Annotated in this window: 9 protein-coding genes; 2 read left to right on the forward strand and 7 right to left on the reverse strand. The window is 71.8% G+C overall.

The genetic code is table 11. From position 1 onward, the window contains the following. Position 1: 1 nt before the first annotated feature. The 7 genes from AB0469_RS15615 to AB0469_RS15645 form a co-directional block, all read right to left on the reverse strand. Positions 2–589, reverse strand: coding sequence for a TetR/AcrR family transcriptional regulator (locus AB0469_RS15615; RefSeq protein ID WP_366451924.1), 588 nt, complete (start codon positions 587–589; stop codon positions 2–4). 122 nt (positions 590–711) lie between these two features. Further along, positions 712–2,301, reverse strand: coding sequence for a phosphoglycerate dehydrogenase (serA, locus tag AB0469_RS15620; RefSeq protein WP_366451925.1), 1,590 nt, complete (start codon positions 2,299–2,301; stop codon positions 712–714). A gap of 309 nt (positions 2,302–2,610) precedes the next feature. After that, the gene (gene ilvC / locus AB0469_RS15625; protein WP_042816069.1) at positions 2,611–3,612 is read right to left on the reverse strand and encodes a ketol-acid reductoisomerase; all 1,002 of its coding nucleotides are present in this window, start codon (positions 3,610–3,612) and stop codon (positions 2,611–2,613) included. A gap of 126 nt (positions 3,613–3,738) precedes the next feature. Next, complete coding sequence (gene ilvN / locus AB0469_RS15630) at positions 3,739–4,263, reverse strand: acetolactate synthase small subunit (protein ID WP_042816067.1); 525 nt, start codon at positions 4,261–4,263, stop codon at positions 3,739–3,741. A gap of 32 nt (positions 4,264–4,295) precedes the next feature. After that, positions 4,296–6,182 (reverse strand): acetolactate synthase large subunit, encoded by a 1,887-nt coding sequence (locus AB0469_RS15635; RefSeq protein WP_366451926.1) that lies wholly within the window; start codon positions 6,180–6,182, stop codon positions 4,296–4,298. Between the two features lie 228 nt (positions 6,183–6,410). Then, complete coding sequence (locus AB0469_RS15640; protein WP_366451928.1) at positions 6,411–9,293, reverse strand: EAL domain-containing protein; 2,883 nt, start codon at positions 9,291–9,293, stop codon at positions 6,411–6,413. Positions 9,294–9,575: 282 nt separating this feature from the next. After that, positions 9,576–10,523: a 2-hydroxyacid dehydrogenase gene (locus tag AB0469_RS15645; RefSeq protein ID WP_366451929.1), complete on the reverse strand. Its 948-nt coding sequence runs from the start codon at positions 10,521–10,523 to the stop codon at positions 9,576–9,578. An 85-nt stretch (positions 10,524–10,608) separates the two neighbouring features. On the opposite strand from AB0469_RS15645, the gene AB0469_RS15650 reads away from it, so the two are divergent. Further along, on the forward strand, positions 10,609–11,616 hold the full coding sequence (locus AB0469_RS15650) for an aldo/keto reductase (protein ID WP_366451930.1): 1,008 nt from the start codon (positions 10,609–10,611) through the stop codon (positions 11,614–11,616). A gap of 129 nt (positions 11,617–11,745) precedes the next feature. Further along, a complete protein-coding gene (locus AB0469_RS15655; protein ID WP_366451931.1) occupies positions 11,746–12,969 on the forward strand; it encodes a PQQ-dependent sugar dehydrogenase in 1,224 nt (407 codons plus the stop codon). Positions 12,970–12,997 lie beyond the last annotated feature (28 nt).

The raw sequence follows: 12,997 nt of genomic DNA on the forward strand, positions 1-12,997 counted from the left end.
GCTACCGCGCGGGCCGCTCCGCGGACGAGATGCCCTCCGCGAGCCTGCGCAGCCCCTCCGCGAACTCCTCGCCCGACGGGGCGCTGGCCGGGTCGAACAGCCACTGGATCATCAGGCCGTTGAGCAGCGCCTGGTAGACCGCCCCGAGCGTGCGCTCGTCGCGCTCGGTCAGCCGCTCCTCGGGGGTGCCCGTCATCATCTGGACAAGGCCCCGGCGGCCCTCGGTCTGCGAGGCCGCGAGCATGGCCTTCAGCTCCGGCTTCTGGTCCCGGCTCAGCGCGACCTCCAGGCTGGCCGCCCAGACCGGGCCGGCCGTCTCGTGGTCGGCGACGACCCCGTCCCACAGGGCGCGCAGCCGCTCCAGGGAGCCGTCGGCGCCGGCGAGCCCGGCCTGCCGGCCCTGGCCCCACTCCTCGATCAGGGCGATGAACGCCTGGGTGAGGAGCGCGTCCTTGGATCCGTAGTGGTAGCCGATGGAGGCCAGGTTGGTCCCGGAGGCGCTGACGATGTCGCGCGCGGTGGTGCGCACGAACCCCTTCTCGGCCAGGCACTTCTTGGCGCCTTCGAGCAGATCTTCGCGGTGTCCCATGCGGACACCGTAGCAAGGCCCATACAATCGTCCCATACGGACGTATAAGGCGCGGGCGGCCGGCCGGACAAGGGAAAGGGCCCGGGGTGAGCGCCCCGGGCCCTTCCGCACGTGCGCGACGGTCAGACGAGGTTGACCGTACGGGCCGACGCGGCGCCGATCTCCGCCGAGATGGCCGCGAGGACGTCCACCGGGACCTCCGCGTCGACGGTGAGGACGACGAGGGCCTCGCCGCCCTCCTCCGCGCGGGCCACCTGCATGCCCGCGATGTTCAGGCCGGCCTCGCCGAGGAGCAGGCCGACCTTGCCGACCACGCCCGGGCGGTCGGTGTAGCGCAGCACGATCATGTGGTCGGCCAGGGCCAGGTCCACGTCGTACTCGCCGACGCCCACGATCTTCTGAAGGTGCTTCGGACCGGCGAGGGTGCCGGAGACCGACACCTCCTGACCGTCCGCCAGGGTGCCGCGGACGGTCACCACGTTGCGGTGGTCCGGGGACTCCGAGCTGGTGGTCAGGCGCACCTCGACGCCGCGCTCCTGCGCGAACAGCGGGGCGTTGACGTAGGAGACCGTCTCGTCGACGACGTCCTCGAACACACCCTTGAGGGCCGAGAGTTCGAGCACCTTGACGTCGTGCTGGGTGATCTCGCCGCAGACCTCGACGTCGAGGCGGACCGCGACCTCGCCCGCGAGGGCGGTGAAGATGCGGCCGAGCTTCTCGGCGAGCGGCAGGCCGGGGCGCACGTCCTCGGCGATGACACCACCCTGGACGTTGACCGCGTCCGGGACGAGCTCCCCGGCGAGGGCCAGGCGCACCGACTTGGCGACTGCGATGCCGGCCTTCTCCTGGGCCTCGTCCGTGGACGCGCCGAGGTGCGGGGTGCAGACGACCTGGTCGAGCTCGAACAGCGGGGAGTCCGTGCAGGGCTCCTTCGCGTACACGTCGAGGCCGGCGCCGGCGACGCGGCCCTCCTTGATGGCCGAGTACAGCGCGGCCTCGTCCACGATCCCGCCGCGGGCGGCGTTGACGATGCGGACGGAGGGCTTGACCTTGTGCAGGGCCTCGTCGCCGATGAGACCGACGGTCTCGGGGGTCTTGGGCAGGTGCACGGTGATGAAGTCGGCGGCCTCGAGCAGCTCGTCCAGCGTCAGCATCTTGACGCCCATCTGGGCGGCGCGCGCGGGCTGCACGTAGGGGTCGTACGCGACGACCTTCATGCCGAAGGCCGACATACGCTGGGCGACCAGGACGCCGATGCGGCCGAGGCCGACGACGCCGAGGGTCTTCTCGCTGAGCTCGACGCCCGTGTACTTGTTGCGCTTCCACTCGCCGTTCTTCAGCGCGGTGTTGGCCTGCGCGATGTTGCGGGCGGTGGCGACGAGCAGGCCGCAGGCGAGTTCGGCGGCGGTGACGATGTTGGAGGTCGGGGCGTTCACGACCATCACGCCGGCCTTGGTGGCGGCGGAGACGTCCACGTTGTCGAGGCCCACACCGGCGCGGGCGACGACCTTCAGCTTCTTGGCGGCGGCGATGGCCTCGGCGTCCACCTTGGTGGCGGAGCGGACCAGGATGGCGTCGACATCGACGATCGCGGGCAGCAGCTCCGCGCGGTCGGCGCCGTTGACGTGCCGGATCTCGAAGTCCGGACCGAGCGCGTCCACCGTGGCGGGCGACAGCTCTTCGGCGATGAGTACGACAGGTTTCGAGCTCACGTGGGTCCTCACAAGTCCAGTGCGGACGGCCGTCCCGACGGCCGCAGGCGGTGGAGGGGGTAGCCGCGTGGAAGACGCACGACACTGTGGGCCTGACGCGTTGTGTTGAGCAGTGTAGTGGCGCCTGCGGCGCGGAATTCCGCCTGTACGGAAGGATCACCCGTCCGTGATTGGCCGGGGTGGACAATCCGCTTGATTCGAGGTCTACATTCCGTCGATTTTCGACCGGTCCGCGGCGGAGGACGGCCGGCCGGGGGCCGATGCGCGGCGGGGCCGGGACCTCGCGTCCCGGCCCCGCCGCGCAGGAGATCAGCTCTCGTCGCTGTCGACCCAGCTCATCAGTTTGCGCAGCTTCTTGCCGGTGGTCTCGAGCAGGTGCTCGGAGTCGGCCTTCTTGTACTCGTTGTACTTCGGCAGGCCGGCCTTGTACTCGGCCATCCACTCCTCGGCGAACTTGCCGCTCTGGATCTCGGCGAGGACCTTCTTCATCTCGGCCTTGGTGGCGTCGGTGATGACGCGGGGGCCGGTGATGTAGTCGCCCCACTCGGCGGTCTCGGAGACCGACCAGCGCATCTTCTCCAGGCCGCCCTCGTACATGAGGTCGACGATGAGCTTCAGCTCGTGCAGGCACTCGAAGTACGCGATCTCCGGCTGGTAGCCGGCCTCGGTCAGGGTCTCGAAACCGGCCTTGACCAGGGCGGAGGCGCCACCGCAGAGGACGGCCTGCTCACCGAACAGGTCGGTCTCGGTCTCCTCGGTGAAGGTGGTCTTGATGACGCCGGCGCGGGTGCCGCCGATGCCGGCCGCGTACGACAGGGCGAGGTCGAAGGCCTTGCCCGTGGCGTCCTGCTCGACGGCGGCGATGCACGGGACGCCGCGGCCCTCCTCGTACTGGCGGCGGACCAGGTGGCCCGGGCCCTTCGGGGCGACCAGGGCGACGTCGACGTTGGTGGGGGGCTTGATGAAGCCGTAGCGGACGTTGAAGCCGTGGCCGAAGAAGAGCGCGTCGCCCTCCTTCAGGTGGTCCTTGATGGACTCCTCGTAGATCTCGGCCTGGAGCGGGTCCGGGGTCAGGATCATGATGACGTTCGCCCACTCGGCGGCCTCGGCCACCGGGAGGACCTTCAGGCCCTGCTCCTCGGCCTTCGCCTTGGACTTCGAGCCCTCCTTGAGGCCGACGACGACGTCGACGCCGGAGTCACGGAGCGACAGCGCGTGGGCGTGGCCCTGGCTGCCGTAACCGATGACCGCGACCTTGCGGCCCTGGATGATGGACAGGTCGGCGTCGTTCTCGTAGAACAGCTCGGCCACTGGGATATCTCCTTGGTGCGCTGATGTTGCACCCACCGTACGGCGGGGAACGGAATAAGAGTTTGTCGGTCTCGCCATGCGAACCGGGCGTGTCCCGCCCGGTCCAGGCGTGGCGTCAGGCGCGTGTCAGGCGCTGCGCTCGAGGGAGCGCAGGCTGCGGTCCGTGATGGACCGGCCGCCGCGCCCTATGGCGATGGTGCCGGACTGCACCAGTTCCTTGATGCCGAAGGGCTCCAGCATCTTGAGCATGGCGCTCAGCTTGTCGCTGCCGCCGGTGGCCTCGATGGTGACGGCCTCCGGGGAGACGTCGACGGTCTTGGCGCGGAACAGCTGGACGATCTCGACGATCTGCGAGCGCGTCTCGTTGTCGGCGCGGACCTTCACCAGGACGAGTTCGCGTTCGATGGCGTTCGACGGCTCCAGCTCGACGATCTTGAGCACGTTGACCAGCTTGTTGAGCTGCTTGGTCACCTGCTCCAGCGGGAGGTCCTCCACGTTCACGACGATGGTGATGCGGGAGATGTCGGGGTGCTCGGTGACGCCGACCGCGAGGGAGTCGATGTTGAACCCGCGGCGGGAGAACAGGGCGGCGATCCGGGCGAGGATGCCGGGGGTGTTCTCGACCAGGACCGAGAGCGTGTGCTTGGACATGTGAGTCGTTCTCTCTCTCAGGCTCTCTCGGCTCAGTCGTCTTCGTTGTCGCCGAAGTCGGGGCGGACGCCCCGGGCTGCCATGACCTCGTCGTTGGAGGTGCCGGCGGCGACCATCGGCCACACCATGGCGTCCTCGTGGACGATGAAGTCGATCACGACCGTGCGGTCGTTGATCGCGTTGGCCTCGGCGATGACCTTGTCCAGGTCCGCCGGGTCCTCGCAGCGCAGGGCGACGCAGCCCATGGCCTCGGACAGCTTGACGAAGTCCGGGACGCGGGTGCCCTGGCGGGGGGCGGAGGACTCGCCGAGCTGGGAGCCGACCGTGGCGTGGCCGGTCTCGTCGGCGTGCAGGACGGTGTTGGAGTAGCGCTGGTTGTAGAACAGCGTCTGCCACTGGCGGACCATGCCGAGGGCGCCGTTGTTGATGATGGCGACCTTGATCGGGATGTTGTTCAGCGCGCAGGTGGCGAGTTCCTGATTGGTCATCTGGAAACAGCCGTCGCCGTCGATGGCCCAGACCGCGCGGTCCGGCATGCCGACCTTGGCGCCCATCGCGGCGGGGACCGCGTAGCCCATGGTTCCGGCGCCGCCGGAGTTCAGCCAGGTGCGGGGCTCCTCGTACTTCACGAAGTGGGAGGCCCACATCTGGTGCTGGCCGACACCGGCCGTGAAGATCGTGCCCTGCGGGGCGAGCTCGCCGATCCGCTCGATGACCTGCTGCGGGGAGAGCGAGCCGTCCTCGGGCAGGTCGTAGCCCAGGGGGTAGGTCTCGCGCCAGCGGTTGAGGTCCTTCCACCAGGCGGTGTAGTCGCCGACGTGGCCCTCGTTGTGCTCGGCCTGGACCGCCTGGACGAGGTCGGCGATGACCTCGCGGGCGTCGCCGACGATCGGGACGTCGACCTCGCGGTTCTTGCCGATCTCGGCCGGGTCGATGTCCGCGTGGATGACCTTGGCGAAGGGGGCGAAGCTGTCCAGCTTGCCGGTGACGCGGTCGTCGAAGCGGGTGCCGAGCGCGATCAGCAGGTCGGACTTCTGCAGCGCGGTGACGCCGGTGACGGAGCCGTGCATGCCGGGCATGCCCACGTGCAGCGGGTGGCTGTCGGGGAAGGAGCCCAGGGCCATCAGGGTGGTGCAGACCGGGACGCCGGTCAGCTCGGCGAGGACCTTCAGCTCGGCCGTGGCACCGGACTTCATGACGCCGCCGCCGACGTACAGGACCGGGCGCTTGGCCTGGACGATGAGCTTGGCGGCCTCGCGGATCTGCTTGGCGTGCGGCTTGGTGACCGGGCGGTAGCCGGGCAGGTCCAGGGCCGGCGGCCAGGAGAAGGTGGTCTTCGCCTGGAGGGCGTCCTTGGCGATGTCGACCAGGACCGGGCCCGGGCGGCCGCTGGAGGCGATGTGGAAGGCCTCGGCGATGGTCTTCGCGATGTCCTCGGCCTTGGTCACCAGGAAGTTGTGCTTGGTGATCGGCATCGTGATGCCGACGATGTCCGCCTCCTGGAAGGCGTCGGTGCCGATCGCCTTGGAGGAGACCTGGCCGGTGATCGCGACGAGCGGGACGGAGTCCATGTGGGCGTCGGCGATCGGGGTGACCAGGTTGGTGGCGCCCGGGCCGGAGGTGGCCATGCAGACGCCGACCTTGCCGGTGGCCTGCGCGTAGCCGGTGGCGGCGTGACCGGCCCCCTGCTCGTGGCGGACCAGGATGTGACGGACCTTCTTGCTGTCCATCATCGGGTCGTACGCCGGGAGGATGCAGCCGCCCGGGATGCCGAAGACGGTGTCGCACCCCACCTCTTCGAGAGAGCGGATGAGGGACTGCGCACCCGTGACGTGCTCAACTGCGGTGGGCTGCTGCCCACCCGTACGGGGCCGCGGCTGCGGATGGTGGGCCCCGGAGGCCTGCTCGGTCATCGGCATTCTCTTCTCGAAGCTGAGGGTTTTACGAGGAGCGGGGGTGCCCCGGTTCTCGTCCGGAGTGCGTGTGCCAGTGCAACAAAAAACCCCTCGTGCCAGGAGGCAAGCGAGGGGAGCGCGTCGGCGGTGTGGAGCGGGGACATGCAGGTCCCGGCTTCAGCCGACGCGCTTTCCAAGTACGAGAATTCGGGTGCGCATGGCATTGACCCTCCCTCCGGCGGGAGGTCGATGTCAAGCGGGTGGGACGGGCGTCTCATTATTTGAGCCTCTATGGATGACCATCGAGCCACCGGACGAGCCCCCGGCCAAGGCGGGCTGGGCCGTACCGCCCGGTACTGGGAACGTACCCCTCACGAGCGCGCGGCGCAGCCTGTATTCGTCGAGCGGGCCGGAAAACGCCATTCCCTGTCCGTGCGTGCAGCCCATGGCGCGCAGGGCCATGACCTGCTCGGGGAGGTCGACCCCGTCGGCCACGGACTGCATGCCCAGGTCGTTTGCGATGCGCAACAATCCCGCGGTGATCTTGTGCAGGCGGGCGGACTCGACGACGCCCTCGACCAGGCCCCGGTCCAGCTTGAGCAGGTCCACCGGGAGCCGGCGGAGGGCGCTGATGGCCGCGTAGCCGCTGCCGAAGCCGTCGAGGGCGATCCGTACGCCGAGCCGGTGCAGGGCCGTCAGACGGCGCTCCAGCTCGTCGAAGGGGACCCTGGGGTCGGAGGCGGCCAGTTCGAGCACGAGGCCGCCGGAGGGCAGCCCGTGCCGGCCGAGCAGGGCCTCGACGGAGCCGCCGGGCACCGAGCGGTCGAGCAGCCGCTGGGCGGTCATCCGGACGACCACTGGTACGCGGTGTCCCGCGAGATGGCGCTCGGCGGCCTCCGCCACGGCCTCCTCCAGGAGCCATCGGCCCAGTTCGGCGGCGCGGGAGGGGTCCGGGCCGCCCCCGGGCCCGCCCTCGCCCCGCTCGGCCACCCGGAGGAACTCGGACGGCGTGAAGAGGATCCCCTGGGCGGAGCGCCAGCGGGCCTGCGCGGCCACGGCCGTGACTTCTCCTTCGGCCAGGGAGACCACGGGCTGGTGAAGCAGTGCGAACTCGCCCTCGTGCAGCGCGGTGCGCGGCTTTCCGGCCGGCTCGGCCTTCCGGACGACCACCTCCGCCTGCATCTGCGGCGCGTACAGCTCGACGCGGTCCTTGCCGCCCGCCTTGGCCCGGTACATCGCGAGGTCGGCGTTGCGCATGAGGTCCGAAGGGGTGATGCCGGGGTCGGCGAAGGCCACCCCGATGCTGGCGGCGACCCGGACCTCGCTGCCGGCGACGCGGTACGGCTGGGAGAGGGTGGCGCGCAGCCGGTCGGCGATCTCGTGGACCTGGTACTCGCGGGCGCTGCGGTCGCGGCTGCCGTCGCCGAGGATGAGGGCGGCGAACTCGTCGCCGCCGAGCCGGGCGGCGGTGTCCCCGGCCCGGACGGCGTCCTGGAGGCGGTGGGCGGCCTCGACGAGGAGTTCGTCCCCCGCCTGGTGGCCGATGCTGTCGTTGACGGCCTTGAAGCCGTCGAGGTCGATGAAGAGCACGGCGGTGCTGTGGTCGCCCGCGCGGCGGCCGGTCAGCGCCTTGCGGACGCGGCGGGTGAACAGGGCCCGGTTGGGCAGGTCGGTGAGCGGGTCGTGCTCGGCGCTGTGCTGGAGCTGGGCCTGGAGGCGGACCCGCTCGGTGACGTCCCGGCTGTTGAGGATGAGTCCGCCCTGGTGCCGGTTGACGGTGGACTCCACGTTGAGCCACTCCCCGCCGCCCGACTTGAAGCGGCATTCGATGCGGGTGGTGGGCTCCTCGGCGGGCGGGGCGGCCAGGAAGCGGCGCACCTCGTGGACCACGCGGCCGAGGTCGTCGGGGTGGATCAGGGCCGCGAGCTCGGTGCCGACCAGCTCCTCCGCCTCCCGGCCGTAGACGCCGGCGGCGGCGGGGCTGACGTAGCGCAGGGTCCCGGTGGGCGCGGCGATCATGATGACGTCGCTGGATCCCTGGACCAGGGAGCGGAAGTGGTTCTCCTTCTGGGCCAGTTCCTGGGTCAGCGCGATGTTGTCGAGGAGCATGATGCCCTGCCGGACGACGAGGGCGAGGACGACGGTGCAGCCGGTGAAGACCACCATCCGGTCGACCTTCCGTCCGTCCACGACGTTGTAGAGGATCCCGAGCGTGCAGACCGCGGCCGCCAGGTACGGGGTGAGGGCGGGGAGGGAGCCGGTGATCGGGCGGCTGTGCGGCCGTTCGGCGCGCGGGGGCGCGGGGCGCGGGACGGGTTCCGGGCTGCGGCCGGCGGCCCAGGGGGCGTAGGCGAGCAGCAGGGACCCCGCGAACCAGCCGGCGTCGAGGATCTCCCCCGAGCGGTAGGTGGTGTTGAGCAGCGGCGAGGTGAACAGGGCGTCGCTCAGGACGGTCAGGGCGAGGGCCGCGATGGCCGTGTTGATCGCCGAGCGGTTGTTGGCCGAGCGCCGGAAGTGCAGGACCAGGACCATCGAGACGAGCGCGATGTCGAGGAGCGGGTACGCGAGCGAGAGCGCGGCGCGCGGGACGCTGCCCGGCGCCCCCGACTGGACGGTGCGCGCGGCGTTGGCGAGGGCCAGGCTCCAGGAGAGGGTCAGCAGCGAGCCGCCGATGAGCCAGGAGTCGAGGGCGAGGCAGACCCACCCCGCGCGGGTGACGGGGCGTTTGGCGAGGACGAGCAGTCCCACGATGGCGGGCGGGGCGAAGCAGAGGAAGGCGAAGTCCGCGAGCGAGGGCTCGGGCACCTTCCGGTCGAGCACGACCTCGTACCAGCCCCAGACGCCGTTGCCCAGGGCCCCCATGAGCGAGGAGAACGCGAACATCAGCCAGGCGGGGCGCTCGCGCCGGCCGATCGCGCGGGCGTAGTGGTAGCAGGAGACGGCGGCCAGTAATCCGGCGGTGCTGAGCCCGAAGTCGCCCATGATCTTGGCGAGTTCTTCCGAGCCCCAGCCGAGGGCGGCCCCGACGGCGTAGCCGCCGCTGACCACCGCGAGGAGGAGTTGCGCCCCCAGGCCCTTGCCCCCGCCGCCGGCGACCGGCGGCCGGGTCAGGAGCGCCGCCCCCGGGGCGCTCACCGGTCCCCCTCGCCGGCTGGTTCCGGTGCAGCCCAGTCTCGGCAGCGTCGCCTGCGGCGGTTCTGCCGCATCGGATCCTTCGTCCATTGGCCGTGCATCGCCCGTCGCCCCCCAAAGTGTCCGATCACTCCCCAGCGCCATACGTACGTGGCGCAGCCCCTTGTTCCGGACGATACACCACTTTCGTCACTCAGCGACATAGCTCCTCTACTCTCCGTCACCATCGACAGCCGTGCGGCAACCGCCCGCACATGGAGAGACGCGGAGAGTGTGCGGTCTGGTTCAGTCCGTGATCAGGACGGTGTTCTCGACCGGCTCCCCGGCGGCGAACCGGGTGAGCTGGCGGGCCACCAGGCGCTTCGCCCGGGGCTCGAACGCCGAGCTGCTGCCGCCCACGTGAGGCGTGATCAGGACGTTCGGGGCGTGCCAGAGGGGGTGGCCCGCGGGCAGCGGCTCCGGGTCGGTGACGTCGAGGGCGGCGCGCAGCCGGCCGGACTCCAGTTCGGACAGGAGGGACGCGGTGTCGGCGACGGGGCCGCGCGAGACGTTCACGAGGAGGGCGCCGTCCTTCATCCGGGCGAGGAAGCCGGCGCCCGCCAGACCGCGGGTCTCCTCGGTCAGCGGGGTGGAGAGGACGACCACGTCCGCGTCCGGGAGGAGGCCCGGGAGGTCTTCGAGGGCGTGCACCGGTCCGTGCGGGGCGGTGCGGGCGGACCGGGCGACGCGGGTGATCCGCCCGCATTCGAAGGGCAGGAGCCGGTCCTCGATGGCCGCGCCGATCGATCCGTAGCCGACGATCAGGACGGACTTGTCGGCGAGGGCCTCGTAGAAGCCGCCGTGCCACTCCTCGCGGTCCTGGCCGCGCACCATGCCGGGGATGCCGCGCAGGGAGGCGAGCACGAGGGTCAGGGCGAGCTCGGCGGTGCTGGCCTCGTGGACGCCGCGGGCGTTGCACAGCCGGACGCCGGGGCGCAGGTGGCCGAGGCCGGGCAGGACGTGGTCGATCCCGGCGGTGAGGGTCTGCACGACGCGCAGGGCGGGCATGTCCGGGAGCGGACGCAGGGTCACGGCCTGGGACTTCATGTACGGGGTGACGTAGAAGACGCAGGCGGCCGGGTCGGCCGGGAACGCGTCCTCGCCGTCCCAGTGCCGGTAGCGGAAGGAGTCGGGGAGGCCGTCGATCTCCCCGGGCGGGAACGGGAGCCAGACGTCCGCGGTCGTTGCAGTCATGATCCCGAGGCTATGCGAAGGGAACGTGATCAAGCCGTTAGTTTGAGGGCCGGACCGGGACAGGGCCGGGAGGGGGGACGCAGGGGTGGAGCGCAGGTCGATCGGGACGGGACCGCTGACGGTGGGGGCCATCGGGCTCGGCTGCATGCCGATGAGCTGGGCCTACGCGCCGTCGCGCCGCCGGGGCGAGGAGTCGCTGCGGACCCTCCACACGGCGCTGGACCTGGGGGCGAACCTGCTGGACACGGCCGACCTGTACGGGCCGTACACCAATGAGCTGGCGGTGGGGCGGGTGCTGCGCGAGCGGCGGGCCGAGGCCTTCGTGTCGGCGAAGGTGGGGCTGCGGGCGGGTGAGGGGCACGTGGTGGCCGACGGGCGGCCGGATTACGTGCGGCGGGCCTGCGACGCCTCGCTGCGGCGGCTGCGGACCGACGTCATCGACCTGTACCAGCTGCACCGGGTGGACCCGGAGGTCCCGGTGGAGGAGACCTGGGGGGCCATGGCGGAGCTGGTGCAGGCGGGGAAGGTGCGCGCGCTGGGGTTCTGCGCGCTGGGCGCGGGGGCCGGGCCGGGCGCGGGGCGGCGCGGGGACCGGGCGTACCGCTCGACGCTGCGGCACCTGGAGCGGGCGCAGCAGGTGTTCCCCGTGACGGCGGTCCAGGCCGAGCTGTCGGTGTGGTCGCCGGAGGCGGCGTGGCAGCTGCTGCCGTGGTGCGCGGCGCGGGGGGTGGGGGTGCTGGCGGCGATGCCGCTGGGCAGCGGGTTCCTGACCGGGACGCTGACGCCGGGGCAGGGGTTCGAGGAGGCGGACGTGCGGGCCCGGCACCCGCGGTTCACGGCGCACGCGATGGCGTCGAACCAGGTGCTGGTGGCGGAGCTGCGGCGGGTGGCGCGGCGGCACGGGCCGGAGGTCACGGCGGCGCAGGTGGCGCTGGCGTGGGTGCTGGCCCAGGGGCCGCACGTGGTGCCGGTGCCGGGGGCGGACCGGGCGCACTGGGCGGCGGAGAACGCGCGGGCGGCGGAGGTGCGGCTGACGGCCGGGGAACTGGCCGGTTTCGCGGCGCTGCCGGCGGCGGTGGGGGCCTGGGACTGAGTTCCGGGGCCCGGGCCGGCTCGACAACCACTCGATCGGGTGTACGAGGGGTGGAACGCGGGCACCCGCCGGATCTGTTGGGTCTTGTGAAGGGCAGGACCGGAGGACCGACCGGAGGGGAGCGGGACGATGCGGTACGGAGTGCGGCGCGGACGGTGCGGTGCGGGGTTCCGGGGGGCCGGGGGCGGGCGGCGCCGCGGGGTGGTGGCCGGGCTCGCCCTGGCGGGGTGCGGTGCGCTGCTGGCGGCGGGCTGTTCCCCGCCGGGCGGGGCGCCGCCCGGGGCGGGCGGCTCCCCGCCGGGGGCGTCCGCGGCGTCCCCGGGCGCCTCGTCGGGGGCGCAGGTGCCGGGGCCTGCGGCCAAGGGCTCGGTGACGGTCGCGGGCGAGGTGGCGAAGGGGCTGGACTCCCCCTGGGGCGTGGCCCCGCTGCCCGGAGGGGACCTGCTGGTCGCCTCCCGGGACAAGGGCACGATCAGCAGGGTCCGGACGGACACGGGCGCGGTCTCTCAGATCGGGAAGGTGCCCGGGGTGGCGCCGGGCGGGGAGGGCGGGCTGCTGGGGCTGGCGCTGTCCCCGGCCTTCGCCTCGGACCGGCTGGTGTACGCCTACTTCACGACGGAGTCCGACAACCGCATCGCCCGGATGCGCTGGGACGAGCAGAGACCTCCCGGGCAGCAGCTGGGCGCGCCGGACACGGTGCTGCGGGGCATTCCCAAGGGGCTCATCCACAACGGCGGGCGGATCGCCTTCGGCCCGGACGGGATGCTGTACGCCGGGACGGGCGAGACCGGGAACACGGCGCTGGCGCAGGACCGGAAGTCGCTGGGCGGCAAGATCCTGCGGATGACCCCCGACGGGAGGCCGGCGCCCGGGAATCCCGAGCCGGGCTCGGTCGTCTACTCCTGGGGGCACCGCAATGTGCAGGGCCTCGCCTGGGACAAGGACAAGAGGCTGTGGGCCTCGGAGTTCGGCCAGCACACCTGGGACGAGCTGAACCTCATCGAGCCGGGGGTCGACTACGGCTGGCCGGAGGTGGAGGGGAAGGGCGGCAGGGCGGGTTTCCGGGATCCGGTGGCGGTCTGGAAGACCGACGAGGCCTCGCCCAGCGGGATCGCCTGGGCGGAGGGTTCGATCTGGATGGCCTCGCTGAAGGGTGAGCGGCTGTGGCGGATCCCTTTGAAGGGGGCCGTGCCGGCGGCGGAGCCGGAGGCCTTCCTGACGGGGAAGTACGGCCGGCTGCGGACGGTCGTGGCGCTCGGCGGGGACAGATTGCTGCTGGTGACGAGCGAGACGGACGGGCGCGGGTCGCCGCAGGCGGGCGACGACAGGATCCTGCGCCTGACGGTGCGGTGACCGACGGAGCCCCCGCGGGGGGCGGAAG

This window comes from Streptomyces sp. NPDC093801 (assembly GCF_040701585.1).
Taxonomy (GTDB): Bacteria; Actinomycetota; Actinomycetes; order Streptomycetales; family Streptomycetaceae; genus Streptomyces.

Coding starts and splice junctions, on each gene's coding strand:
- AB0469_RS15615 (WP_366451924.1), bottom strand. CDS start 589: ATGGGACACCGCGAAGATCTGCTCGAAGGCGCCAAGAAGTGCCTGGCC.
- ilvN (WP_042816067.1), bottom strand. CDS start 4,263: ATGTCCAAGCACACGCTCTCGGTCCTGGTCGAGAACACCCCCGGCATC.
- AB0469_RS15635 (WP_366451926.1), bottom strand. CDS start 6,182: ATGCCGATGACCGAGCAGGCCTCCGGGGCCCACCATCCGCAGCCGCGG.
- AB0469_RS15645 (WP_366451929.1), bottom strand. CDS start 10,523: ATGACTGCAACGACCGCGGACGTCTGGCTCCCGTTCCCGCCCGGGGAG.
- AB0469_RS15655 (WP_366451931.1), top strand. CDS start 11,746: ATGCGGTACGGAGTGCGGCGCGGACGGTGCGGTGCGGGGTTCCGGGGG.